At 68.9% G+C, this 25,236-nt stretch carries 18 protein-coding genes; 8 read left to right on the top strand and 10 right to left on the bottom strand.

What is annotated here, in order from left to right:
• The first annotated feature begins 243 nt into the window (after positions 1–243).
• Together FHY03_RS01480 and FHY03_RS01485 are read left to right on the top strand one after the other, a co-directional pair.
• Positions 244–645: a hypothetical protein gene (locus FHY03_RS01480; protein WP_183928288.1), complete on the top strand. Its 402-nt coding sequence runs from the start codon at positions 244–246 to the stop codon at positions 643–645.
• 132 nt (positions 646–777) lie between these two features.
• Positions 778–1,527 (top strand): sulfite exporter TauE/SafE family protein, encoded by a 750-nt coding sequence (locus tag FHY03_RS01485; protein ID WP_183921291.1) that lies wholly within the window; start codon positions 778–780, stop codon positions 1,525–1,527.
• A 48-nt stretch (positions 1,528–1,575) separates the two neighbouring features.
• Here FHY03_RS01485 and FHY03_RS01490 read toward each other — a convergent pair whose 3' ends face one another.
• Both FHY03_RS01490 and FHY03_RS01495 read right to left on the bottom strand, forming a co-directional pair.
• Positions 1,576–3,720 carry a PQQ-binding-like beta-propeller repeat protein gene (locus FHY03_RS01490; RefSeq protein ID WP_183928290.1) on the bottom strand — a complete coding sequence of 715 codons (2,145 nt, stop codon included), beginning with the start codon at positions 3,718–3,720 and terminating at the stop codon, positions 1,576–1,578.
• A 115-nt stretch (positions 3,721–3,835) separates the two neighbouring features.
• The gene (locus FHY03_RS01495) at positions 3,836–4,294 is read right to left on the bottom strand and encodes a TIM barrel protein (RefSeq protein WP_183928292.1); all 459 of its coding nucleotides are present in this window, start codon (positions 4,292–4,294) and stop codon (positions 3,836–3,838) included.
• Between the two features lie 285 nt (positions 4,295–4,579).
• Between FHY03_RS01495 and FHY03_RS21270 the strand changes: the two genes are divergently transcribed.
• From FHY03_RS21270 to FHY03_RS01510, 3 genes are all read left to right on the top strand, one after another.
• Positions 4,580–5,566 (top strand): c-type cytochrome, encoded by a 987-nt coding sequence (locus FHY03_RS21270; protein WP_183928294.1) that lies wholly within the window; start codon positions 4,580–4,582, stop codon positions 5,564–5,566.
• Positions 5,567–5,727: 161 nt separating this feature from the next.
• Positions 5,728–6,846, top strand: coding sequence for a Gfo/Idh/MocA family protein (locus tag FHY03_RS01505; RefSeq protein ID WP_183928296.1), 1,119 nt, complete (start codon positions 5,728–5,730; stop codon positions 6,844–6,846).
• Between the two features lie 712 nt (positions 6,847–7,558).
• Positions 7,559–9,514, top strand: a complete 1,956-nt coding sequence (locus FHY03_RS01510) for an energy transducer TonB (protein ID WP_183928298.1) — start codon at positions 7,559–7,561, stop codon at positions 9,512–9,514.
• A gap of 105 nt (positions 9,515–9,619) precedes the next feature.
• Here FHY03_RS01510 and kdpC read toward each other — a convergent pair whose 3' ends face one another.
• From kdpC to FHY03_RS01535, 5 genes are all read right to left on the bottom strand, one after another.
• Complete coding sequence (gene kdpC, locus FHY03_RS01515; protein WP_183928300.1) at positions 9,620–10,219, bottom strand: potassium-transporting ATPase subunit KdpC; 600 nt, start codon at positions 10,217–10,219, stop codon at positions 9,620–9,622.
• An 11-nt stretch (positions 10,220–10,230) separates the two neighbouring features.
• A complete protein-coding gene (gene kdpB, locus FHY03_RS01520; RefSeq protein ID WP_183921298.1) occupies positions 10,231–12,264 on the bottom strand; it encodes a potassium-transporting ATPase subunit KdpB in 2,034 nt (677 codons plus the stop codon).
• Between the two features lie 11 nt (positions 12,265–12,275).
• On the bottom strand, positions 12,276–13,979 hold the full coding sequence (kdpA, locus tag FHY03_RS01525; RefSeq protein WP_183921299.1) for a potassium-transporting ATPase subunit KdpA: 1,704 nt from the start codon (positions 13,977–13,979) through the stop codon (positions 12,276–12,278).
• Between the two features lie 13 nt (positions 13,980–13,992).
• Positions 13,993–14,082, bottom strand: a complete 90-nt coding sequence (gene kdpF, locus FHY03_RS01530) for a K(+)-transporting ATPase subunit F (protein ID WP_037531783.1) — start codon at positions 14,080–14,082, stop codon at positions 13,993–13,995.
• A 106-nt stretch (positions 14,083–14,188) separates the two neighbouring features.
• On the bottom strand, positions 14,189–15,067 hold the full coding sequence (locus tag FHY03_RS01535; protein ID WP_183928302.1) for a TorF family putative porin: 879 nt from the start codon (positions 15,065–15,067) through the stop codon (positions 14,189–14,191).
• Between the two features lie 426 nt (positions 15,068–15,493).
• Here FHY03_RS01535 and FHY03_RS01540 point away from each other — a divergent pair, with 426 nt between their 5' ends.
• A complete protein-coding gene (locus tag FHY03_RS01540) occupies positions 15,494–15,919 on the top strand; it encodes a hypothetical protein (protein ID WP_183928304.1) in 426 nt (141 codons plus the stop codon).
• Between the two features lie 554 nt (positions 15,920–16,473).
• Here FHY03_RS01540 and FHY03_RS01545 read toward each other — a convergent pair.
• Positions 16,474–18,966, bottom strand: coding sequence for a TonB-dependent receptor (locus tag FHY03_RS01545; protein WP_183928306.1), 2,493 nt, complete (start codon positions 18,964–18,966; stop codon positions 16,474–16,476).
• 56 nt (positions 18,967–19,022) lie between these two features.
• On the opposite strand from FHY03_RS01545, the gene FHY03_RS01550 reads away from it, so the two are divergent.
• A complete protein-coding gene (locus FHY03_RS01550; protein ID WP_311721277.1) occupies positions 19,023–19,655 on the top strand; it encodes an RNA polymerase sigma factor in 633 nt (210 codons plus the stop codon).
• Positions 19,655–20,638, top strand: coding sequence for a FecR family protein (locus tag FHY03_RS01555; protein WP_183921303.1), 984 nt, complete (start codon positions 19,655–19,657; stop codon positions 20,636–20,638). Before FHY03_RS01550 ends, FHY03_RS01555 begins: the two co-directional genes overlap by 1 nt.
• Positions 20,639–20,681: 43 nt before the next feature.
• On the opposite strand, the gene FHY03_RS01560 is transcribed toward FHY03_RS01555, so the two are convergent.
• A complete protein-coding gene (locus FHY03_RS01560) occupies positions 20,682–22,145 on the bottom strand; it encodes an amidohydrolase (protein ID WP_183928308.1) in 1,464 nt (487 codons plus the stop codon).
• Positions 22,146–22,162: 17 nt separating this feature from the next.
• Positions 22,163–25,204, bottom strand: a complete 3,042-nt coding sequence (locus FHY03_RS01565; RefSeq protein WP_183928310.1) for a TonB-dependent receptor domain-containing protein — start codon at positions 25,202–25,204, stop codon at positions 22,163–22,165.
• Positions 25,205–25,236 lie beyond the last annotated feature (32 nt).

The following is a 25,236-nucleotide window of genomic DNA, read 5'->3' on the forward strand; positions in this document are numbered from 1 at the left end:
ACCGCCCGCCACCGCGACCCACACAGAGAGTCCTCGTACCGTCATCAGCTTGCCTTCCTCAGCGCGCACCCGATTATGACGCGATCGAACATCTACATTCGGCGTACGGCTCACGATTAGCTCAGGAGTGACAAAGTTTGTCTGAGAGGGCCGAGGCCGCTCCACCTATGTGACCCAACCTTCGCCTATCGGGAAAGCGGCGACGACATCGTCGTTCTGACCAACGGTGGTGACGGGCGTTGCTTGATCGGCGAGATCGTCCGCGCGGTCGCCACCGACTATGGCTGGCCGGAGATCACCGCCCCCGAGGCCGAGGAGAAGACGTTGTCGCCGGCCGAGCTCTCCCGGGTCGCCAGTCGTTTCGAAGGCGGCGACCTGAAGGTCGTTCTGGAGGCTCGACCGGAAGGCTTGTTCGCGCGCCTCGTCGGCGGCGCGCGGGCGGAGCGGCTGATCGCCGTCTCGCCGTCACGCTTCCGCTCGGAGTCACTCGGTGTCACGGTCGAGTTCGACCGTGATTTCCAGAGCTGCACCATGATCGAGGGTGCGCCGCCGATGAAGCTCTCGCGCATCAAGGAAGATGCCACCCAGGGTTCTCGCAACAGAGCGGGACAGCGCGGACAACCCGATGGCGCGACAGGAGGATGAGGCGGGCCGGGCGCGCGGCTGCATCGAAAGCGAGCATCGGGCGCGGCGGTTCACCGAGCAAGCGGCTCGGCAGCGCTCACCTCATCGAGCTTGCCTGTGGGCGAGACCAGCCGAACCGGATAACGGCACGGCATGATCACCGACTGGCACTTCTATGCCCTGGCCATACCCGCCATCATCCTGCTCGGACTCGCCAAGGGCGGTTTCGCGGGCATGGGGGCTCTATCGCTCCCGCTGCTCGCGCTGGTGATCGATCCGGTTCGGGCCGCGGCGATCACGCTGCCGCTTCTTATCGCGCAGGACGTCGTCGGCGTGTGGGCGTTTCGGCGCAGCGTCGATTGGCGCCTCATCGGCTGGATGCTGCCCGGCGCGATGGTCGGCATCGCGCTGGGATATGGCTTCGCCGCGAGCGTGTCGCCGAAGGCGGTGATGGCCGCGGTCGGCGTGATCTCGATCCTCTTCGGCCTCTACCGGCTCTGGATGGCGCGGCGCCCGCGTCCCCGCCAGATCGCGCGTTGGCCCGAGTGGCTCGGCACGCTCTTCGGCGTGGCCGCGGGCTTCACCAGCCAGATCGCGCACGCGGGCCAGCCGCCCTTCCAACTCTGGGTGCTTCCCCGTGATCTGCCGCGCGAGCGCCTGGTGGGCACGACCGCGATCTTCTTCGCCGCAGTCAACTGGATCAAGGTGCCGGCGTACCTCGCGCTTGGCCAGTTCACGCGGGCAAACCTCTTGACGTCCTTCCTGCTCCTTCCCGTGGCGCTCGCTGCCACGGTCGCCGGCGTGGCATTGGTTCGCCGCATCGCACCGGAGCGCTTCTTCACGGCCATCTACGTGCTGATGATCGTGGTCGGCGCGGCACTGACATGGGAGTCTCTGGCGTGACGGCGGTCGGCCCGCTCCCGTGAATCCGCGGCGAGGCTCGCGTCACTGTTACCGCGGCAGCGCGAAGGCGATCACCGAGCCGCCCGGGCGCCGACCGCGATCCTTGCCGCCGCCCGCCGCGATCGCGACATATTGCCGGCCGTCGACCGCATAGGTGGCGGGCGTCGCGAGCCCTGCGGCGGGAAGCTCGGTCGACCACAACAACCGGCCGCTGCGCTTGTCATAGGCGCGGAAGCGACGATCGTAGACGGTAGCGGCGATGAACAGCACCCCGCCGCGGGTGACGACTGCGCCTCCATAGTTCTCGCTCCCCGTCTCTGCCGGGCCGAGCTCGGGATAGCGGCCGAGAGGCACGCGCCACACCCATCGGCCGGTGTTGACGTCGAGGGCGGACAAGGTGCCCCAGGGCGGCGTCAGCGCGGGATAACCGTCGGGGTCGAGCAGGCGATGATAGCCGTCGAACACATAGGGCTCGTCGAAGACCGGCGCCGCCGCGGGCGTGGCGTCGCTCTCGTTGCCGCGCGGCGCGGCACTCTCCCGGTCACCGCGCAGGTCGCGCACCAGCGTCGCCACCTGCGCCGGCGACAGCGTGCCCGCGAAGCCGGGCATGCGCCCCCCGCCCTGCGTGATCTGGCGCCCGAGCTGCGCCGCGCTCAGCCGTGCGCCGACGTCGCGCAAGCCGGGCACCTGCGGCGGATCGCCCGCGCGGTCGGCGCCGTGACAGGCCGCGCAATGGTTGGCGTACAGTGCCGCGCCCGAGCTGCCCGCCGTGCGTACCGGACGCGGCTTCAGCCGCAGCGTCCAGGCCATCTCGTTGGCGTTGACGTAGAGCAGGCCGCTGTCGGGATCATAGGCCGCCCCGCCCCACTCGGCGCCGCCGTCCATGCCGGGCAGCAGCACCGTGCCCTGAAGGCTGGGCGGATCGAACGGGCCACGGTTGCGCAACCTGGCGAGTTGGGCCGTCACCGCGGCATGCGCGGCCGGCGTCCGCCGCGTCACGATGTCGGGTGTGAGCCGCTGACGCGCGAACGGCGCGATCCCGGTCGGCATCGGCTGGGTCGGCCACGCCTGCTCGCCGGGCATGTCGCTGGCGGGCACCGGTCGCTCCTCGATCGGATAGAGCGGGCGGCCGTCGCGTCGGTCGAAGACATAGACCAGCCCGGACTTGGTGGTCTGCGCGATCGCGGGCACGCCGTGCACCGTCACCAGCGTTGGCTGCGCCGGAAAGTCGCGATCCCACAGGTCGTGGTGGACGCTCTGGAAGTGCCAGCGCCGTCGACCCGTGCGCGCGTCCAGGGCGACCAGGCTGTTGGCGTAGAGATTGGCGCCCGCGCGCGTCGGCCCGTAGAAGTCGCGGTCGCCCATCCCGCTTGAGGCGACGGGCAGGAACACCAGGCCGCGCGCGACGTCGACGGTTAGCCCGGCCCAGACGTTGGCGCCGATCTCGGTCTTCCAGGCGTCATGCGGCCAGGTCTCGGCGCCGGGCTCGCCGCTGTGCGGGATGGTGTGGAAGGTCCAGCGGATCGCGCCGGTGCGCACGTCGAAGGCGCGGACGTCACCCGGCGTATGGCCGGTCGAGCCCATGATGATCAGGTCCTCGAACACCGCCCCGGGCGTGACGTTGTTGACGGTCAGTTGCGCGAGCGGCCGGCCGAACCCCTCGCGGAGATCAACGCGACCGCCGTGGCCGAAGCGCGCGTCGGGGCGGCCGGTCCGTGCGTCGACCGAGATCAACGCGTGCCCGAAGGTGAACAGGATGCGGCGCTGGTCTCGGTCCCGCCAGAACGAGACGCCGCGCAGGCGCTGGCGTGTCGCGACCGGCGCGGGCGCCGGGTCATAGGCCCAGAGCTCGCGCCCGGTCGCGGCATTCAGCGCCACCAGCCGCCCCTTGGGCGTGACGATGTACATGCGGCCGTCGACGACGAGCGGGTTGGCCTGCATGTCGGATTGCGACCCGCCCTCGCCGAACGCGTCGCCGCTGTCATATTCCCACGCCTTCGTCAGGCGAGCGACGTTGCGCACGGTGATCTGGTCCAGCGCGGAATAATGCGTCGCGGCGGGATCGCCGTGGTAATAGGGCCAGTCCGCCGCGGCCGGCGGCCGTGCATCGTCGCGCCGCGGCGTCGCCGCGCTTCCCAGAAACAGCGCGCCCGCGAGCACGACTGCCGCTTTCCCTCGCCTGCCCGCCCGCATCGTCGCTCCCCTAGTCGGCCCTTCTCGGCGACGCGTCACCGTGCACTCAGCGTAGGCGGATCCGCGACGCTATGCCATCAACCCGTGCGCAGCCTCGACCAGCAGCAGCCCCGCGTCATCCCCCCTGCGCCGCCGCCGAGTCGAGATAGGGCTGCGCCCAGCCCAGACCGGCGAGCGTGCCCGCCGCGGGAACATATTCGCAGCCAATCCAGCCGGCGTAACCGAGCGAGCCGATGGGCGGCAGCAGCCCGGCATAGTCGGTCTCGCCCGTGCCGGGCTCGTGTCGGCCCGGGTTGCCGGCGATCTGGATGCGGCCGATCCGCCGCAGCAACCGCTCGATCGAGCGCGTCACGTCTACCTCCGAGATCTGCAGGTGATAGACGTCGAACAACAGAGGGAAATGGATCACCCGCCCTCTGCCGATGCGGCGGGCGAAGACCATCGGCGTGTCGGTCTGGCGCGTCGCGGTATAGACCTTTCCCATCGGCAGGTCGGGGTAGCTCGGCACTAGCGTGAACGGCGCGGACGCGGCGCCGGCGCGCGCGCGGACATGGACGCGCCGGGTGCCGCCCATGATCCGCGGCGTATCGTCCAGCCCCGCGGTGAGCGGACGCTCTCACGGCCCTCTGACACCAGGATCGACGATTGAACCCCGCTGAACAGTCGCGATCGTTAATCGCCGACTGAGAAACGCAGCGTAGATGAGGACGCGGACGCGGCGGCTAGGCGCGCTCGGACGAGGGCGCTAGTCTGCGGCATCGGGTCGCGATCCCACGGCTCCAGCGCTCGACGGGCGCTCACACAGCGAAGGCGAAACACCATGTTCTCGTTCAGATCCGCTCTGCTGAACGGTGCGGTCGTGGCGGTTCTCGCCTCCGGCTTCGTCGCGTGCCGCGCTTACCAGGCGTTCGCGGCCGAGAAAGCGACGTTCGATCCCCCGCCGGCGCTGGCACGAACGGACTTCCCCGCATGGCCGTATCCGCGCGGCATCCCGGACGACGAGAAGGAAGAGGGCAAGTTGTTCCACGTCCCCGGGAGCAAGCAGGCCTTCACCTTCACTCAGATCAACGGGCAGCGCGCCACGATCGACTGGTTTCCGGAGCGTCATCCGACCCCGCCACCGCCCGTGATCAGCGGGAGAGCGGGTGCCTACAACGCCTGCGGACAATGTCATCTCATCGATGGCGGCGGTAAGCCGGACACGAGCGATCTGCGCGGTCTGCCCGTCGACTACATGCTGCAACAGCTCGCCGACATGAGGGACGACCATCGGCACGCGTCGATCAACGGTGCGCCGCTCGCCAAGATGATCGAGATCGCGAAGGCACTGCCGCTCGACGATGCGCGACAAGCCTCCGAATATTTCCACTCGATCAAGCCTGTGAAGAGGCTCCGCCTGATCGAGGGCGACGTCGTGCCCGTCACCCGCCCGGCGGCGCACGCGATACAGAAGGTTGACCCGAGCGGCGCCACCGAGCCGATCGGAACCCGGATCATCGAGGTGCCGCAGGATTTTGAGCGCACCTCGTTGCGCGATCCGTCGTCCGGCTTCATCGCCTATGTACCAGCGGGCAGCATCAAGAAAGGCAAGGCACTCGCGACGAGCGGCGGAGGGGGCAGGACCTTGCCCTGCGCCTCGTGCCATGGTGACGGCATGAGGGGTTCGGGCGCCGAATTCCCCGGCATCGCCGGCCGATCGCCGACCGCTATGGCCCGCCAGCTGTATGATTTTAAAAGCGGCACGCGCGACGGCAAGAACGCGGTGGCGATGAAGCCGGTGGTCGCGCGGCTCTCCGACGCGGACATCGTGAACCTCGCGGCCTATCTGGCATCGCTCGATCCTTGATGGCGTCGATCCCGCGTCGCGCTCGTTGGCGCGGCGCGATAAGAGGGGCGCGGCAGCGGCTCGGATGCGGCAAGGTGGTGGTCTGACCCTGCGCCTCGCCCCGGTCGCACGTCGGACCAGAGGTGGAAGGGCTGGACCCCGCACGGTCCGCTGGAGGTGAGATGTACCGGCTGTTCGCTCTTCTGATGATCATGTTCGCCGCGACGGCCGCGACCGCGCCGCAGCGGACGGATCGACCGGTCCGCGTCGCGATCGCGCGCCTGACCCACGGCCATGTCGGCGGACTTCTCGGTCGGCGCGCGATCGGCGACGTCGAGATCGTCGGCATCTACGAGCCCGATCGCGCCGTCGCCGCGCGCACCGTCCGCGATTATCACCTTGACCCCGCGCTCGTGCACGACCGGCTCGCGCCGATGCTGGACCAGGTACGACCCGAGGCGGTGCTGGCCTTCGGGGCGGTCGCGGAGCACCGCGCCGTGGTCGAGGCGGCGGCGCCGCGGCGGATCCACGTCATGGTCGAGAAGCCGCTGAGCTTCGACGCGGCGGAAGCCGCCGCCATGGCGGCCCTGGCGCGGCGACACCATATCCAGCTGCTCACCAATTACGAGACCAGTTGGTATCCGAGCCGAACAGCGCTGGGTCGCGCGCTCGTGGCAGGCAACGTCGGAGCGATCCGCAAGGTGGTGTTCCGCGACGGTCATTTCGGCCCGAAGGAGATCGGCGTACAGCCCGAGTTCCTCTCCTGGTTGGTCGATCCGAACGCCAACGGCGGCGGCGCCATCGTTGATTTCGGCTGCTATGGCGCCAACCTGATGACCTGGCTGATGCAGGGCAAGGCGCCGACCCGCGTCACCGCGGTGACCCAGCGGCTCAAGCGCGACCCGGTCTACGCGCGGGTCGACGACGAGGCGACGATCGTGCTGACCTATCCGAACGCCACCGCCGTCCTGCAGGCGTCGTGGAACTGGCCAGACCACCGCAAGGACATCGAGCTGTTCGGCGAGACGGGCGTGCTGTCGACGCCCGACGGAAAGACGCTGTTGCTGCGGCGCCGCGGCGAGTCGGCCGATCGGACGCTCGCGACGCCCGCGCCCGCGTTCGCCGACCCGTTCGCCTTCCTGGCCGCGGTCGTCCGCGGGCGCACCGACGTGACCGAGACGGACCCGTCCTCGCTCGACAACGCGCTGGTCGTGGCGCGGATCCTGGATGCCGCGCGCCGCTCCGCCGCGACCGGGCAGACGGTGGCTCTACCGCCGAAATCACCGGGGGCGACGAATTGAAATAACGAGCGGGTTAGATGCAGCCCGATCTTGAACGGTGCACAGGAAGAAGGTCGGCGAGCACCCGCCAATCGGGAAGCGGGACATCCATTTCAGCTTCCACCGCCCGTGTCGTGTGAGAGCACGCGCGACCGCAAGCCCAGGTGCTTAGGGCGCCTTCCCTATTAGAACGGGAGATACACCCGAAGCGCAGCTCCGCCCGGTCAAGCGAGGCTAGGACTTCCCACAATCGGCGATGAGAAGGGCGACCCGCTCAGCATCCATGCCGCCGCCTCTCGCAGCACACACCCGGCCACTTGCATCAGTCACAAACCCGAACGGCAGGCCCGCCGCGCGTGACATCGCATCGCTACGGTAGCGACGTTCTTCACCGGCTGGCGGCGTCCAGCGGTAGACCGCCGGAACATCGCGCCACATCGCCCGGGCACGTGGTCCGTCCTCTACCATGAACACACGCACCGCCCGAGGTTTGGCCGCCTGCGCGATCGCATCGAGCCGCGAGATCTCAGCGTGACAAGGGGCGCACCAGGGAGCGACGAGCAAGAGCACGCTGCCCGCCGGGTAGCGGACGGGCTGTTCGGCGGCGACTGCCGGCACGCCAAAGCATGTCAGAACGGTGATGACTCCGCGCCTCATCGCACGCCAACATGCGCTTCTTCCCTCGACAGCGCCGTCGCGCCGTGATGTCTCTGCCGCAACTAAGGGAGGGGTCATGCCCGTATCATTGCTCGCGCTGGTGTTGGCGGGTCAAGCGGCAGCAGCCGCGCAAGCGCCCGCACCTGCTCCCCAGAGCGCACAGGCGCGCTTCGATGCAGCGAGCCAGGCTGTGGCGGAGGGCCGCTGCGCAGAGGCCGCCAAGATGTTCGCTACGATGGCGAGAAGCCGCAACCCTCTACTCGCTGCCACGATCGACGTGCGCAACGGGCGCTGCCTGGTTGATCTCGGGCAGGTGGAGGAAGGCAAGGCAGCGATCGCGCGGGGGCTGCCTGTGCTTGCTGAGAAGGGCATCGAGTTTTCCGGTGACGTCTATGAGGCGCACATGACGCTCGCACGCTTGGCCGAGCGCACCTTCGACTATGATGAGGCAGCGAAGGAATACCGCGCCGCGGCCGATCCGCTGAAGGGGGGAGCGCGAGTCCCGGCACTGTTGCGCCTGGCATTGGTGACGATGTTCGATCACGACGGCCGCGCGCTGGCCGCGGCCGAAGAGGCGCGCACACTGGTGCTCGCTGAGCCGGCTCTCAGCAAGAAGGATCTGGCGGCGGTGCAGACCGTGCACGCACGCGTCCTGTTGAACGAGGGACGCGCGAAGGAGGCTTATACCGAGCTCAAGAACAGCCTGAGCAAGCAGGGCGGGCTGACCGGCCGTGTCAGCGCCGACGATATTGCGACACGCTCGGACCTGGCGATCGCGGCGCTGAAGAACAACGACCGTGACAATGCGCGACTATACCTCGCCTATACTGGCGCTGGGCGGATGCGGGACACACCGTTCACCAGAGCCGCCTCGATGGATCCGCCGGCGTGCGGCGAAGGTGGGCTGGTCCCGGAGGACGAAGCGATCGTCGAATTCTCGCTGGAGCGCGACGGGCACGTCGCCGGCGTCGCCCCAGTCTACACCAACGGTAATCGCGCAAAGGCCCTGGCATTCGCTCGCGCGGTAACGGACTGGTCGTGGCGTGCGGAGGACGTGGCGAAGATCCCCGCGCTGTTCCGCTACACCACGCGGGTCGAGTTGCGCTGCGTCAAGGCGGATGGTGCGCCTGGCGTGACACGCCCCCTCAAGGATGCGTTCGAGGCATGGCTGATCGAGAAAGGTGCGCCGACCCCACCATGGGCCGAGCAGCCCGCCGCGTTGGCGCTCGCCACGCAACGCGCGGCGCTCGCCGCGGCTAACACCAGGAACGATACCGTAGCCCAGGCGCAGGCCGCGCTGGCCCTGAGCGACAATCCGGTGCTGGACGGACAAGAGCGACCCGCCCTCCACGCCATCGTGCGAACGGCTGTGGCATCGCTCTCGCCACCGGTCGCGGTGCGCACCTATGTCGAGATGGTGGCGCCCGAGAAGGTCGACGAAGATAGCGAGTCGTGGCGGACGCGGATGCGGACCATTCTGGCGCGGCCTGACGTATCTGGCGATCCGCTGTCGGCGGCAACGCTGCGATTGCTGATCGCCCAACCCGCGTACCGCAAAGGGCCGCCTGCAGACGCGGCCGTTCTCGTGGCAGCGGTGAGCGGCGACCCGGCGTTGCCACCACGCCATCCATTGAAGATCGCGGCACTGCTCGAGGAGGCTAATGTCCTTGCCGCGAAGGGCGATGTCGCTGGCGCCCGTGCCGTATTCGATCGTACCGGGCTCACTGCCGAGCAATGTGCGACCGTTGGCCTTCAGCCTGCGGTACAGCGCATGGGTGGCAGCGCCAGTGACTTTCCCCAGGAGGCACAGCGGCTTGGCTTCGAGGGCTGGGTACGCACCTCGTTCGACATCACTCCGGACGGACGGACGATCGCGCCGCGGGCCGTGATCGCCTACCCGCCCTTCATCTTCGACGAAGCCGCAAACGGCATCATACGCGTCGCTCGCTTCAGCAGCACCTTCCGACCGGAAGGCGCGCTGGCCTGCTCAGGGCAGCAGCAATCCGTGCTTTTCTTGCTCCCGGGCCGGTGACGCGGTGCGCGGCGCCGCGGATTGTCGTGAGCCGTCCCCTGCCCTCCTGCGCTACCTGGCGCAGAAGGGTGTCGGGATGCGGTCACTCGCCAGCCCCGGCCGGAATCAGCGCGTCGGCGTGTCCGCTGCCGCGGTGCGCGGCAGCGCGCCGAGTGCCTGATTGAGCGCGAGCACGTTGACATGCTCCTCACCGAGAACGGAGCCCTCGGACAGCTTGGCGACGAGATTGCGCACCTGCTCGACCGCGACGCCGCGCACCCGCGCGATCCGCGGCGCCTGCGCCAGCGCGCTCGCGGGTGACAGATCGGGGTCGAGGCCGGAGCCGCTCGCGGTGACCAGATCGGCCGGGAGCGGGCCCGCGACGCCCTCGCCGCGCCGCTTTGCGACATCAGCCTTTACCCGGTCGACGAGCGCCTGGCTCGCGGGGCCGAGGTTGGAGCCCGAGGAGGACAGGCCGTCATAGCCCTTGCCGGCGGCCGAGGGACGGGTCTGGAAATAGCGGTCGCCCGTGAACGCCTGGCCCACGACGGTCGAGCCGACCACCTTCCCTTGCGCGTCGCGCACCAGGCTGCCGTTAGCCTGGCTCGGGAAGATCGCTTGTCCCAAGCCCGTCATGGCGAGCGGGTAAGCGATACCAAGGAGGGCTGCGAACAGGACGGTCATGACGATCGCCGGACGCAGTGCGGAAGAGAAATCCTTGCCCATCTTCTATCTCCTTAGGCGAGGCCGAGGCCACCGACGACGAGGTCGATCAGCTTGATGCCGACGAACGGGGCGAGCAGGCCGCCGAGGCCGTAGACCGCCAGGTTGCGCGCCAGCAGCGGCCCCGCCGCCATTGGCCGATAGGCCACGCCCTTGAGTGCCAGCGGCACCAGCAGCGGGATGATGAGCGCGTTGAAGATGATCGCGCTGAGGATCGCCGATTGCGGCGTCGCCAGCCCCATCACGTTGAGCACGCCGAGGCCGGGATAGAGCGCGACGAACATCGCCGGGATGATCGCGAAATATTTCGCCACGTCATTCGCCACCGAGAAGGTGGTGAGCGCGCCGCGCGTCATCAGCAGCTGCTTGCCGAGCCCGACCACCTCGATCAGCTTGGTCGGGTCGCTGTCGAGATCGACCATGTTGCCCGCCTCGCGCGCCGCCTGCGTGCCGGTGTTCATCGCCACGCCGACGTCGGCCTGCGCCAGCGCGGGCGCGTCGTTGGTGCCGTCACCGCACATCGCCACGAGCTTGCCGCCGGTCTGCTCCTGGCGGATCAGCGCCAATTTGTCCTCGGGCGTCGCCTGCGCGAGGAAGTCGTCGACGCCGGCCTCGGCCGCGATCGCCGCGGCGGTGAGCGGGTTGTCGCCGGTGATCATCACGGTGCGGATGCCCATGGTGCGCAGCTCGCCGAAGCGCTCGCGGATCCCGGCCTTGACCACGTCCTTGAGAAAGATCGCGCCGAGCAGGCGCCCGTTCTTGGCGACCGCGAGCGGTGTACCACCCGCACGCGCGATCTCGTCGGTGATGCGGCGCAGCTCGGTCGCGGCGGCGGTCTCGCCTGCTCCGGCATTCGCCTTGAGGATCGAGTCGACCGCGCCCTTCTGGATCAGCGTGTCGCCGGTCTTGATGCCAGAGACGCGCGTCTGGGCGGTGAAGGGGATGATCTCGGCGCCCTGCGGCATCGGCCGCTGCAAGTCGAACTTGTCGCGCGCGAGCACCACGATCGAGCGGCCCTCCGGGGTCTCGTCGGCGAGGCTGGCGAGCAGCGCCGCCTCGGCGAGCTCGGCATCACTCACGCCGCCGACCGAGCGGAACTCGCTCGCCTGGCGGTCGCCGATCGTGATCGTGCCGGTCTTGTCGAGCAGCAGCACGTCGACGTCGCCCGCCGCCTCGACCGCGCGACCCGACTTGGCGAGCACGTTGAAGCGCACCAGCCGGTCCATGCCCGCGATGCCGATCGCCGAGAGCAGCGCCGCGATCGTCGTCGGGATCAGCGTGATCAGCAGCGCGGCGAGGATCGCCACCGGGATGCTGCCGCCGGTGTAGGCGGCGAAGCCCGGGATGGTCGCGACCGCGATCAGGAAGATGATCGTCAGCCCGACGAGCAGCACGGTCAGCGCCACCTCGTTCGGCGTCTTCTGCCGCTCGGCACCCTCGACCAGCGCGATCATGCGGTCGAGGAAGCCCTTGCCTGGCTCCACCGTGACCTTCACGCGGATCTCGTCGGAGATGACGCGCGTACCCGCGGTCACCGCCGAGCGGTCGCCGCCGGCCTCGCGGATCACCGGCGCGCTCTCGCCCGTGATCGCGGCCTCGTTGACCGAGGCGACGCCGGAGACGACGTCACCGTCCGAGGGGATCAGGTCGCCCGTCTCGACCAGCACCACGTCGCCGACCTTGAGCTGGCTGGCAGCGACGCTCTCATACTGGCGGCCGTCACCCTTGAGCCGCTTGGCGGTGAGCTCGGCCTTGGTGGCGCGCAGGCTCGCCGCTTGCGCCTTGCCGCGCCCCTCCGCCAGCGCCTCGGCGAAGGTGCCGAACAGCACCGTCAGCCACAGCCACACCACCAGCTGCGCCTTGAAGGCGAGCGTCAGCCCGTCCCCACCCATGTTGATCGTGATCGTCAGCAGCGTCGCCACGCACGCGGTCACGAACATGACCGGGTTGCGGACCAGCTCCCTGGGATTGAGCTTGAGGAAGCTTGCCTTGATCGCGGGCACGACGAGGTCGGCCGTGAACAGGCTCTTGGTCTGGGTCTTCGCCATGATGGCCCCCGTTAGAACAGCTGGCCGCGGATCATCGCGAGATGATCGGCGATCGGACCGAGCGCGAGGCTCGGCAGGAAGGTGAGGCCGCCCAGGATCAGCACGATCCCGACGAGCAGGCCGACCCACAGGCCGCCGGTGGTCGGGAACGAGCCCGCGCTCTCCGGCGTGTACTTCTTGGCGGCGAGGCTGCCCGCGATGGCGAGCATCGGCACGATGATGAAGAAGCGGCCGACCCACATCGCGACACCGAGCAGCCCGTTGTAATAGGGCGTGTTGGCGGTGAGACCCGCGAAGGCCGAGCCGTTGTTCCCGACCGCGCTGGTGAAGGCGTAGAGGATCTCCGAGAAGCCGTGCGGCCCCTTGTTGAGCGGGCCCGCCAACCCTTGCTGCAGCACCGCCGACAGCGAGGAGAAGCCGAGGATCACGAGCGGCAGCACCGCGATCGCCAGCACCGCGAGCTTCACCTCGCGGCTCTCGATCTTCTTGCCGACATATTCGGGCGTGCGCCCCACCATCAGCCCGGCGACGAACACCGCGAGGATCGCGAACAGCAGGAAGCCGTAGATGCCAGCGCCGACGCCGCCGATCACCACCTCGCCGAGCTGGATGTTGAACAGCGGGATCATCCCGCCCAGCGCGGTGAAGCTGTCGTGCATGCTGTTGACCGCGCCGCACGACGCCGCGGTGGTGACGACCGAGAAGAGCGCGGAGGCGGCGATGCCGAAGCGTACCTCCTTGCCCTCCATGTTGCCGCCCGCGACGCCGAGCTGATGGAGCACCGGGTTGCCCGCGGCCTCCTGCCAGTAGGTCACCGTCACGCCGGCGAGGAACAGGATCACCATCGCCGCCAGGATCGCCCAGCCCTGGCGCGTGTTGCCCACCGCCTTGCCGAAGGTCCAGGTCAGCCCGAAGCCGATCAGGAAGATCGACAGCATCTCGACCAGGTTGGTCAGCGCGGTCGGGTTCTCGAACGGGTGTGCCGAGTTGGCGTTGAAGAAGCCGCCCCCGTTGGTGCCGAGCATCTTGATCGCCTCCTGCGAGGCCACCGGACCGAGCAGGATCGACTGGCGAGCGCCCTCGAGCGTCTGGACGTCGACGACGCCGGCGAGCGTCTGCGGCACGCCGCTGGCGATCAGGAAGAGGGTGTAGAGAACACAGATCGGCAGCAGCAGGTAGAGCGTGACTCGGGTCACGTCGGCCCAGAAGTTGCCGATGGCCTTCGCCTCGCGCCGCGCGAAGCCGCGGAACAGCGCGAAGGCGAGCGCGATGCCGGTCGCGGCCGACAGGAAGTTGTGGATCGTCAGCCCCAGCATCTGGCTGAGGTTCGACATCGTCGCCTCGCCGCCGTAGCTCTGCCAATTGGTGTTGGTGGTGAAACTCACCGCGGTGTTGAAGGCGAGATCGGGCGAGAGGCCGGCGAGGCCCTGCGGGTTGCCCGGCAGCACGCCTTGCAGCCTGAGAACCGCGTAGGTGAAGACCAGCAGCGCGACGTTGAACAGCAGCATGTGCAGCGCATAGCGGCGCCACCCCTGCTCGGCCGTCGGGTCGACCCCGGCAAGCCGGTAGAAGCCGCGCTCGACCGGGCCGAGCACGACGTGGAGCGGCGTGCGCCGCCCCTCGTACAGCGCGTGGAGCCACAGCCCGATCGGCTTGGTGAGCGCCAGCAGGATGCCGACGAACAGGAGGATCAGGAACCAGCCCTGGAGTGTCATGGAATCGCCTCCTTCAGAAGCGTTCGGGGCGGATCAGCACCGCCACGAGGTAGACGAGGAGGCCGAGCGCGGTCAGCGCCGCCAGCCAGAGGTCGAGCGTCATCGCGTCATCCCCTCACGCATGGTCACACAGGCGGACATAGGCGAGCGTCAGCGCGAACAGGCCGACGATGATCGCGATCCAGAGCAGGTCCATCGGATTCTCCCGATCAGAAGGCGGCGGTCAGCGAGACCACGACGGTGCTGCCGGCGATGGTGCCGGTGCCGTCCTTGCCCTTGCTGAAGCTCGGCCGCAGGTAGCTCGCCTCACGATCCGAGATGTCGGTATCGATGTAGCTCACGTTGAAGGTCAGGTTCTTGTACGTGGCGTCCGCCCCGAGCGACCAGTCCCAGTACGCCCCGGTCGGCGCCACCGCGGTGGCGTTGGGGCCGAGACCGTCCTGCCCCCAGCTATGGCCGATGTGTGCCTTGGCGGTGAGCGGCGTGCCCGCGAGCGCCAGCGCGCCGTCGCCCCACAGGTAGAGGTTGTCGTCCTTGGCGCCGGGGTCCGTATAGACGACCGCCGCGGCGTCGGCGCCGGTGCGGTACCAGCGCCCGATCGCCTGCTGCTTCGGCGCATAGGCCGCGCCCGCGGTCAGCGTCGCCGCGCCGGCGGTGCCGCTCAGCTTGACATAGGGCTCGGCGAAGTCGGTCTTGTCCGCGCCGCCCGGGTACATGTACCAGGTCAGTCCGACGTCGAGCGTGCCATTGTCGGCGAGCTTTGCCTTGTAGCCACCGATCAGGTCGAGCTCCATGTTGGCGCCGCCGAAGGTGCCCCAGCCCGCCAGGTTCGACGCCCAGGTACCGACATACAGCCCGCTCTCGTGCGACACGGTGATGCCGCCCTGCACCGCCATCTCCTGATCGGACTGCGACACGCCGCGGAAGCGGTAGTCCGAAGCGATTGAGGCAGAACCGCTGACCGTGATCGGTGACGCAGGCGCTGCAGTCTCGGTCGGCTCGGTCTTGTCCTCGACCGTCGACTGCGCATGCGCGGCGAGCGGCATGCCGAGCACGGCAGCGAGCGAGGCCGCGAAGACGAACTTCATTCTTGTTACCCCTTGAAGGGGCACCATCACGTGACGGTACCTTCAAGGATCGCCGATTAGGCGCACCGATCGTAGCAATGCGAGATCGATTCCGGGAAAGACCATATAGCTGGCATATAGCTGACGCTTTTTCATCCGCCGCGTCGCCGCCTCTCCAGCGTTCAGCTATGGCGCCCAGTGGCTTGTCGCATTGATACCGCATGAATGTACCTGTGACATATCTGACGGCTGGTCAGTCTAAGTCGGTCGGTAAAGCATCCCGATGAAGTGAAGGCGGGACAACGACCGCGACAGTTGGCGAGGCGCGAACGGAGGCCTGATCGAAACCGTCAACCGTTCAACCCGCCCTGATGCCTAGGTCAATTTTGGGCTCTGAGCGTGCGGATGTCCATCTTGGCCGTGGGCTCGCCCATGAGACCCCAAACGTTGACGCAGACTGATCAGATCATCCAGAAATCCAGCTTGCAAACGGGGCGGGCCATACGTTCGTTCATACGTGTTCTGGAACTGCCATTAGATCGCCGCAGCTTGGACTCGTATGCCTGCGGCGATCGGCTGGAGTTCCTCCGTCGCGCTCGCCGCGATGATGCTGAAGCCGATCCCGTGGCTGGCCCAGGTTACCTGCTGAACATCGCCATCGCGAGTCCTCGGGTGCTGGCTCTCGCATTCATTCCGGCGTTGGCGATCGGCGTTCTGGCGATCAATGCTGCGCTAGCGATGAACCTGCAGCCCCGGCCGGGCCAGGAGGGTATGGTGCTGCCGGGGCTCATCGGCACCGGGCTTCTTTTCCTCGTGGTTCAGCGCCTTCACTTCTGGCTCGTAGATAAGACGCTGCGTCGGCGTGACAGCTAACCCGTCTCGCGGCGAGTCGCCAACGCTCCCGGTCGGAGCTACCTTGAGCGTATGACATTGGGCGCTTGCGGCCCCCTGCCCTCTCGTGCCGAGGACCCATCACCGATTACTTAGGGTCACCTGCCGACCAATCAACTCTGATTATCCGTTCATCTCGGCGTTCAACAAGGCGGGGCTCCCGCGCACTTGGCCGAACGACCTATCGACGGGTTTGCGGATGCCCGTTCGGGATCCGCCCCGAACCAGTCAATGGAGCGTTGGTCTACCAACTTTGCCTCGCTCGGGCGAGCTTAGAACCAAGTAGTCCGGTTGTGACGACGACACTGACGAAGCCCAATAGGATATTTCTTCAAAGGCTTGGCGTCCACAGTGCCCCTGCCAATCGGCAGGAAATGCCCGATGTTAGGCGCTTGCAGCCTCTTCTTCGTCGTTTCGAGGACCCTTTACCGGTCACTCAGGAGCGCCAGCCCACATCCGAGCGTCAGAGGATCGTTTACATTCTGCCGTGAGAGGCCGGCCCGCACCGCCCGCGCCGATCGTCGCGTGATGGTCGTTCAAAGGGAGCGTGCGATAGTCAACGATGCCGTACGAGGCCGACTGGTATAGACCTGCCGCTCGCCGAAGGCGCTCGACTGGATGCGGGTGATGGCGTCTGCGTCAAACGCGTTGTCAATTCCAACCCGCAGCGACCAAGCACGTGACGACCATCGCGCGAACAGGTCCACGGTGACGCGCGATGGCGTGCGCTCGTGATAGGGGCTCGTCGCGTTGAAGGTTGATCGCGACGAACTCGCGGCGGCGACGGCAGCGCCGATCGCGAGCGTCGGCGATATGCGTGACAGACGCGTCTCACCGCTCAGCATGATCGTCATCGCGGGCATGTTCGGCATCCGGTCGCCGCGATGTCCAATGCCCTCGCTGGTACCCAGCAACGTATCGGCGGCGAGCCGCGCGTCGACCCAGGCGAGCGCCGCGGTGAACCGCGCCGGCCCCGCGGAGCGGCTCGCCAGCGCCTCGATGCCGTTTATGTCGACGCTCACCAGATTGGTGTTGTAGAGGAAGGCGCCGTTGACGCTGTTGGCGGCGACGATCGTGTCGTCCCAGTCGATATGAAAGGCGGCCAGCTCGGTGCCGAGACGCTGCGAGCGCACTCCGAGCTCGTAGTTCCAAAGGTGGTCGGCCTGGTACACGCGCTCGTCCGCGCTCAGTTCGGGCGTGATGTTGACGCCGCCGGGCCGGAAGCCCTCCGACACCACGAGCCGCGCCAGCGTGTCCGAGCCGATCCGCCAGTTGAGCGCGGCCTTGAGGTTGCTGCCGCCGGCGGCGCTGCGATAGCGCGCTCCCGACGCGATCCCGCCCGTTCCGGTCAGCAGGTTGGCCACAGGCACCGCGCCGTCGCCCGCTCGCACGTAGCGGAACAGCCGCGCGCCAGAGACCAGGGTGAGCGCGTCAGTGAGGTCACGCTCGACCTCGGCGAAGACCGCTTGCTGATCGAGGCTGGACTCGAGCGAGCGCAGGCCGGTGACGTCGAACGGCCGCAGCACGCCCCCCGTCGCAGCGTCGGCGCGTAGGGTAAAGCTGTCGACGCTCTCCCTGCGATGCTCCGCAAAGACGCCGAGCGTCCAGCGCCAAGACCCTGCCCCGCCGTCCGACACGCGCAACTCGCCGCTGGTGCTGCGCACCGTCATTGGCTGGTGCAGCAACGCGGGCGAGCGCGCGTCAACATAGGCGGCGAGCACCACCGGGTCGCACCCGATACCGTCCCCCGCCGCCGTGACCCGGGCGCAGGCGGCGGGATCATAGCGCTGCCGCTCGATGACCTCGCTGAAGTCGAGCTCGCGCACGATCGTCCAGCGATAACGCGAGACAGTGGCGGTCACGCGCAGGCTGCGCGGCGACCATTGCAGCGTACCCGAAACGAGCGACAGCGCCGAGCGGCTGCGCGGCCGGGTCGCGACAGCGGCGCGGTCGCGGCCGTCCGCCGCCCGCCAAGCCCCAGCGTCGTCGATGCGCTGACGCTGGGCGAGCGCGATCAGGTCGAGGCGGATGTCATGCGCGGGGGTCCAGGTGAGCGTCAAGCGCTCGCTCTCTCGAGTCACCGCGTCGCCGTCGACATAGCCGAGCCGTGGGTTGTCGATCACGCCGCCGCTGCGCCGCCGTGCGATGACGCCGCGGGCGGCGAGCCGATCCTGCACCAGCGGGACATTGAGGATCGCGCTCGCGGCGCTGGTGGGGGCACCGCGCGCGGTGATTCCGCCCTCGACCGCGACCTCGGCCGTAATCGAGTCCGCCTCGGGGCGCCGGAACAGCGTGCGCAGGGTCCCGCCCATCGACGAGGCGCCGTACAGCGTACCCTGCGGCCCCTTGAGCAGCTCGACCCGCTCGATGTCGACGAGGTCGACGTCTGGCGCCATCGCCGCCGGGTCCGCGCCGGTGCCGCCGGGCGCGCTCACCGGCGTCTCGCCGATGTAGACGCCGACGGTCCCCTCACCGGTGCCGCTCACCCCGCGGATCGCGAGGCGGCGCTGGAGCGGCCCGGTTGGGGTAACCGCCAGCTCGGGCAGCACTCTGGCGAGCGCCTGCTGGTCGGTGAGCCGGCGCGCCGCGATCGTCTCGGCGGACACCAGCACGAGGCTCGCGTTGGTGCCGCTCAGCAGCGTAGGGCGACGCAGCGCGGTGACCACCACGTCTGGGCCGGTCGCCGCGACGGGCGCCTGCGCCGCGTCCGGCACGACCACGAGCACGCCGGGTCCGACGCGACGCAGGCTCAGTCCGGTTCCGGCGAGCGCGCGCTCGAGCGCGAGCGGCAGCGGCATGCCGGGCGGCACCGCCGGCGATCGCCGTCCTTGCACCAGTCTAGGATCGAACAGAATCTGCTCGTCGCCTTGCGCCGCGAGCGCGGCGAGCGCCCGTTCGGTGCTGCCAGCGGGGATCGCCGGCGCACGTGCCGGCCCTTCGCCGCGCGCCGGCGACGCGCACACGGCGCCCAGCGCGATAGCGAGCACTACCGCGACCGTGCCGTCTGTCGCGCTACGCGTCGCCCCCATTGCTTCCCTCCGCGCCCGCGGCGCCCGTTACACCTCCCGTTCACCTGCCGACCGGCGTGCCGCTTCGCGCGGCATCTGCGTTCTTGACGAACAGGTTACAACATGGTCGTCTCCGCATCACAACAGGGGATGCACGACAGGCTTGGGTCACGATCGTCAGGGGGCGAGGATCGGTGCTGGGCGTTTATGCCAAACGGGCAAGGACCGCCGCGGTCGACGAGCTGGTCGCGCCGCTGCTGCCGGCGGTGCGCCGCTTTCTGATGAAGCGCGCGCGACCCGAGGACGTCGACGACCTGATGCAGGACGTGGCGATACGAATGCACGTCCGCGAGGGAGATCGAGAGATCGCCAACATGGAAGGCTATGTCTTCCAGGTGGCGCAGAGCGTGCTGACCGACCGCGCGCGCCGCGACAAGGTGCGCCAGCGCGGACAACATGTCACGCTCGAGGAAAATGACCATCCGGTTGAGGGACGCTCGCCCGAGCGCGTCCTACTCGGCAAGGAACGCTGGTCCCGGCTGATCGCGGCGGTAGGCGAGCTGCCGGAACGGACCCGGCAGGCTTTCGTGCTTCACCGCTTCGAGGAGATGAGCTACGCGGCCATCGCCCGACACATGGGAATATCGGTGAGCGCGGTGGAGAAGCACATCATGAAGGCGATCCGCGCCCTGGCCGCGGCGATAGACTGATGGCGCGCGGCGCCGGCAACGACCCCGCGGACGAGGCGGCCGCGCGCTACGCGCGTCTGCGAGCCGACGACGCGGACGACGCCGCACGCGCTACGCTGCGCGGATGGCGTGACGCGGACCCGGCGCATGCGTCGGCATGGCGCAAGATCGAGCGCGCCGATGCCGCGATCGACGCGCTGCGCGATAATCCCGCGTTTGCCGCGCTGCGCGACGCGGCACTGCGCCGGCCGCCGTCGCCCGCGCGGCGCTGGATGCCGTTCGCCGCTGCTGCCGCGATCGCGGGGACGATCGGCCTGGGTGCGACCGCGCTGCTGATCGCGCCGCGTCCAGCCCCACACCCCGGCGCGGCCGCACCCGCGACGCGTCTCGCCACCGGCATCGGCGAGCTCAGGACGGTACGGCTGGCCGACGGCACTCGGGTGACGCTCGACGCCGCCTCTGTCGCTCTGGTCTACCCGCGTGGCACGACGCGGCGCGTCGATCTTGTCGCGGGGCGCGCGCTGTTCGCGGTGGCTCGGGACCCGGCGCATCCCTTCGTCGTCGCCAGCGGCGCGAGCAGTGTGACCGCGCTCGGCACCCATTTCGCGGTGGAGCATCGCGCCGACGAGATGGTGGTGGCGCTCACCGAGGGATCGGTGCGGGTGCAGACTCCGGCGGGCGCGCGGGTGCTCGCGCCGGGCCAGGTGCTGAGGGCACGCGGCGCGGTGATCGCTCTCGCCGCGAACGGCGCGGCCGCGGCGACCGATTGGCAGCGCGGCAGGCTCACCTTCTCCGCCGTCCCACTTGCCGCGGTGGCGGCGCAGCTCGCGCGCTACGACGCGCGGCGGATCGTCATCCGCGACCCTGCGCTGGCGGCGCACCCGTTCAGCGGCTCCCTCCGCACGCGCGACGGCGCGCCGGCGCTGGTCGCCGCGCTCGAGGCCTATGGCGTGGCGCGGGTGAGCGCGCGCGACGCTGACTGGATCGAGCTCGCGCCGCGCTGATCGGGTGGCGTCCCCGCCCCAGGCGCGGGGCGGGGAGCGGCGCTCACTCCTCCGCGGTCTTGCGATAGTCGAGCGGCGGTTTGCGATCGCCCAGCATCGCTTTGTACTCGAACCCGGCGCCGCGCCGCCCGGCGAACTCCTTCTTCGCCGCCGCGATCGTGGCGGGGTTGCGGTAGAGGTCGGCGGCGGCGAGTGCGAGCGTCTTGGCTGCCAGCACCGCCCCTTTGACGCCGATGCTGCTGCCCGCCGCGGCGGCGTTCTGCCAGCTGTGCCCCGCCGAGCCGGGGACGAAGGTGGCGGTGGACAAGCCCACCGTCGGCGTCACCCAGCTCACGTCGGACACGTCGGTCGAGCCGCCGAGTGCGTCGTCGACGATCGTCGCTCGCTGGATCTGGCCGACGCTCGCTAGCGGCGGCGCGCCCGGCGCCAGCGTCGTCTGGATTTGTTGCGCGAAGGCGGTCTCCTCCGGCGTCCAGCTGATCGCCCCGGCGGCGTGGAGCGAGCGGTCCATCACCGCCATCAGCGCCGCGTTCGGCAGGAGCGAGTAGACGCCGCCGGTCACCTCGACGTCGACCTTGGTCTGCGTGCCCATCGCGGCGCCGTCGGCGGCCTGCTTCACCCATGCCCAGACCGCCTTCACCACCGCGGGATCGACGTGGCGGACGTAGTAATAGACCTCGGCCTCGTCGGGCACCACGTTGGGGGCCTTGCCGCCCTTGGTGATGACATAGTGGATGCGCGTGCGATCGGGGATGTGCTCGCGCATGAGGTTGACCATCGCGTCCATCGCCTCGACGCCGTCGAGCGCGGAACGGCCCTTGTCTGGGTTGCCCGCGGCGTGCGCCGAGCGGCCGTGGAAGCGGAACTTGCCCGAGATATTCGCCATCGACGGGCCCTGCGCCGCCGAGTTGGTGTTGCCGGGGTGCCAGTGCAGCACCGTGTCGACGTCGCGGAACAGGCCATCGCGCACCATGTAGACCTTGCCCGATCCTCCCTCCTCCGCCGGCGTCCCGTAGACGCGCAGCTCGCCCGCAATCTTGTTCCTGACCATCCACTCCTTCACCGCGATCGCGGCATAGCTGGAGGCGGCACCGAACAGATTGTGCCCGCAGCCGTGCCCCGCCTCGCCGCCGAGCGAGGCACGCGTCGGCGACGCGGCCTGCGACAGCCCGGGCAGCGCGTCATATTCCGCCAGCACCCCGATCACCGGGCCGGCGCCGTTCTTGAACGAGGCGACGAAGGCGGTCGGCTCGCCGGCGACCCCCGGCGTCACCGTGAAGCCCGCCGCGGTAAGTCGCTGCTGCAGCAGCGCGGAGCTCTGCGCCTCCTGGTAGCCGACCTCGGCATATTTCCAGATCTGTAGCGCGGTCTCGGACAGTGCCGGCGCGTCGCGTGTGACCGTGGCGAGGATCTGCCCGGTATCGGCGGCGCCGAGCTGCTGCGCGTCGGCGGGTGCCGCGGCGCCGGCCGACAGCGCGAGTGCGAGCGTGAAGGTCTTGATGGTCATGGATGCTGCTCCCCTGATCAGAATCTGGTCGTCGCGCCGATGAAGAAGTAGCGGCCGATCACGTCGTAGTTCTGGGCGTCGTAATTGCCCTCGGTGTCGCCTACCTGCGGCGGCTTGCGGTTGAGCAGGTTGGTGACACCGAGCCGGAACTCGGCGCGCTCGCCCGCCTCGAAGCGGGCGTTGAGGTCGAACACGTTGTAGCTGGCGACGCCGCGCGTCGTGCTGGTCGGGTTCACCACCTTCGCCGAGTTGATCATGCCGTCGATGTAGCGCCAGCGCAGGCCGATGCTCGCCTGCTGCAGCGAGTAGGTCAGCGAGGTGATCGCCTTCCAGCGCGGGTGCGCCAGCCCCGCGGTGGTCTCCACGCCGACCCCGGTCGAGCCGGCATAATCGTAGGTCGGCGCGCCGGGCAGCGCCTGGATGGTGAACTTGTCGAGATAGCTCACCGCGCTGTTGAGCGCGATGCTGCCCGAGTCACCCAGGCCGAGCTGGTCGAGCGGGATACGCCAGTCGAACTGCACGTCGACGCCCTGGACGTTGAACGTGCCGAGGTTGAGCAGCGGCTGGGTCGGGTTGAGCGGCACGCCCGACGCGGTGTTGCGCGTGATCAGCGAGCAATAATAGTTGCTCGGATCGAAGCCGGGATTGTTGCCGCCCGAGTTGAAGCAGAATTGGAACGCCTGCGAGATCGACAGCGGCCCCACCGCGTCCTTGATCTTGATCTTGTAGAAGTCGACCGACAGCGACAGGTTGCTGAACGCACCCGAGAAAGGCGACTGGAGCACCGCGCCGGCGGAATAGGTGTCCGCGGTCTCCTCCTCCAGGTCGGGGTTGCCGCCGGTCAGCGCGAACACCTGCGCGGTGCCGAGCTGATAGGTGTCGATGATCGACGTCGGCACGCCCTGCGCGAGGCACAGCGACCGCACCGCTGCGGCATCGCTGCCGCGCCGGTAGGACGAGCGGGTGTCACACGGGTCGCCGTTGGTGGTGCTGGCGGTGGCGGTGCCGATCCCGACCGAGCCGGTCGACACCGGCGCGAACAGCTCGCCCACGCTGGGCGCGCGGATCGCGCGGTTGTAGCCGCCGCGCAGCCGCAGCGGCTCGAACACCTTCCACGTCACGTCCGCCTTGTAGGCGTGGACCCCGCCGACCGAGCTGTAGTTGGAGTAGCGATAGCCGAGGTCGAGCTCGAGCTCGCGGATCAGCGGTAGGTCGTGCAGCAGCGGCACCAGCAGCTCGGCATAGGCCTCGCCGGTCTCCACCGTCCCGCTCGCGGGGCGCAGCACGCTGTAGCCGAGGATGTCGCTGGTGCCGTCGGGCTGCGCCAGCGCAGAGTCGGGCAGGAAGCCGTAGCCGTTGTAACGATAGTCGGCGCCGACCGCGAGCCGCACGTCGCCGGCGGGCAGCGTGAACAGGCTGCCCTGCATGTTGCCCTCGACCGTGCGCTGGCGCAGCGAGTTGGTGTTGAGCGTGCGGCGCGAGATATAGTCGACGCAGGCTTGCGACGGGATCTGGTTGCCGAACGGGTTGAACCCGCCCTCGCACAGCTCGATGCCGCCGGTCGGCGAGGTGAGCAGGCGGTTGAGCGCGCTCGCGCTGGCGCCGCCGGTCTGCTCGTTCTGGAACTTGGCCTCGCTGGTCGAGCCGTAGACGTCCCAGGTCCAGTTGCCCACGCCCAGCTTGCCCGACAGGCCGGCGGTGACCTGCCACACGTCGTAGGAATAGCTCTGGTAGCGCGGGCCGAGCACACTGAGCGCCTTGTAGAAGGTGAACGGCGCATTAGGGTTGGCGCGCGACGCCAGGATCGAGGCGAAGGCGGGCGTAATGAACGGGTTCGTCACCGGCACGCTGAGCCCGTACACGTTCGAGGCCAATGTCGGGTTGCTGATGCCCAGCGACGTATAGGTGGTGTAGGTCGCCTGGACGAAGGCGCGGACGCTGTCGCTCAGCGCATAGTCCACCTTGCCGAAGATCGACCAACGATCGAGATCGGGCTGGAGCGTGCCGCCGTTGTAGCCGAAGTTGATCTGCTGCGCGCCCGGGCCGCTGTCGACGATATAGGCCTCATCGGTCTGCGGGTCGCGGAAGTTGTAGACCGGCACGCCCTGGGTCGAGAACAACGAGCCGTCGGTGTTGAATCCGATCTGCCCGTTGTAGCGCGCGTTGCTGCTGGTCAGCGCGGGCGTGCCATAGCCGCCGAACACGGCGTTGACCGCGGCCAGCGTCGGCGTGTTGGCGCCGAACACGGTATTGCCCTGCGGGATCGTCGCCAGTCCCGGCGTCGACTGGCGGAAGACGTAATAGTCGCGCTTCGACTGGATCGCCGCCTTGCGCTTGGTGTAGTCGACCGACAGCACCGCCGAGCCGCGGTCGTCGGCGAACTTGGAGCCGAGCGTACCGGTCAGGCGATAGGTGTTGCCGTCGCCATAATCGCTCACCCCGGTCTGGCCGCTCAGCTCCAGCCCCTTGAAGTTGCGGCGCAGGCGGAAGTTGACGACGCCAGCGGTCGCGTCGGAGCCATAGGTGGTCGAGGCGCCGCCCGTGATCACCTCGATGTTCTCGATCAGCGCCTCTGGAATGATGTTGAGGTCGACCGAACCGTCGGGGTTGGACGGCTGGATGCGGCGCCCGTCGAGCAGCAGCAGCGTGCGCTTCGAGCCGAGCCCGCGCAGCGACGCATAGGCCTGGCCGCCGTTGAGCCCGGTCGAGGTGCTGCCGCCGTTGCCCTGCCCAAACGCGCCGCTGAACTGCGGCATCTGCGTCAGGGCGCTCTCCACCGTGACGCGGCCGCTGTTCTCGATCGTGTCGGTGGAGAGCGAGACGATCGGCGAATTGGCGACATAGTCGGGGCGCGCGATACGCGAGCCGGTGACGATCACCTCGTCGGACGGCGGCGGGGGCTCGGTCGGGTCCTGCGCCGCGGCGATCGCCTCGGCCGCCGCGGCAGGCGGGTTCTCCGCGGTCGGCACCGCGACCTGGGCGCTCGCCGCGGCGGCGACCAGCGCCCAGGGGTACACGCCGCTGGCCAGGAGAGTGCGGCGGAGATGGCGCTGTGTCATGCTCTGTCTTTCCCTGATGCGCGCCGCCTCGT

The sequence above is a fragment of the Sphingomonas sp. BK345 genome, assembly GCF_014193845.1.
Lineage (GTDB): Bacteria > Pseudomonadota > Alphaproteobacteria > Sphingomonadales > Sphingomonadaceae > Sphingomonas.

What these genes read in the sequence shown, in the direction of transcription:
- FHY03_RS01545 (WP_183928306.1), bottom strand. Translation starts at nt 18,966, where the DNA reads ATGGGGGCGACGCGTAGCGCGACAGACGGCACGGTCGCGGTAGTGCTC.
- FHY03_RS01565 (WP_183928310.1), bottom strand. Translation starts at nt 25,204, where the DNA reads ATGACACAGCGCCATCTCCGCCGCACTCTCCTGGCCAGCGGCGTGTAC.
- FHY03_RS01490 (WP_183928290.1), bottom strand. Translation starts at nt 3,720, where the DNA reads ATGCGGGCGGGCAGGCGAGGGAAAGCGGCAGTCGTGCTCGCGGGCGCG.
- FHY03_RS01560 (WP_183928308.1), bottom strand. Translation starts at nt 22,145, where the DNA reads ATGACCATCAAGACCTTCACGCTCGCACTCGCGCTGTCGGCCGGCGCC.
- FHY03_RS01510 (WP_183928298.1), top strand. Translation starts at nt 7,559, where the DNA reads ATGCCCGTATCATTGCTCGCGCTGGTGTTGGCGGGTCAAGCGGCAGCA.
- FHY03_RS01555 (WP_183921303.1), top strand. Translation starts at nt 19,655, where the DNA reads ATGGCGCGCGGCGCCGGCAACGACCCCGCGGACGAGGCGGCCGCGCGC.
- kdpC (WP_183928300.1), bottom strand. Translation starts at nt 10,219, where the DNA reads ATGGGCAAGGATTTCTCTTCCGCACTGCGTCCGGCGATCGTCATGACC.
- kdpB (WP_183921298.1), bottom strand. Translation starts at nt 12,264, where the DNA reads ATGGCGAAGACCCAGACCAAGAGCCTGTTCACGGCCGACCTCGTCGTG.
- kdpF (WP_037531783.1), bottom strand. Translation starts at nt 14,082, where the DNA reads ATGACGCTCGACCTCTGGCTGGCGGCGCTGACCGCGCTCGGCCTCCTC.
- FHY03_RS01505 (WP_183928296.1), top strand. Translation starts at nt 5,728, where the DNA reads ATGTACCGGCTGTTCGCTCTTCTGATGATCATGTTCGCCGCGACGGCC.
- FHY03_RS01535 (WP_183928302.1), bottom strand. Translation starts at nt 15,067, where the DNA reads ATGAAGTTCGTCTTCGCGGCCTCGCTCGCTGCCGTGCTCGGCATGCCG.
- FHY03_RS01485 (WP_183921291.1), top strand. Translation starts at nt 778, where the DNA reads ATGATCACCGACTGGCACTTCTATGCCCTGGCCATACCCGCCATCATC.
- FHY03_RS01495 (WP_183928292.1), bottom strand. Translation starts at nt 4,294, where the DNA reads ATGGGCGGCACCCGGCGCGTCCATGTCCGCGCGCGCGCCGGCGCCGCG.
- kdpA (WP_183921299.1), bottom strand. Translation starts at nt 13,979, where the DNA reads ATGACACTCCAGGGCTGGTTCCTGATCCTCCTGTTCGTCGGCATCCTG.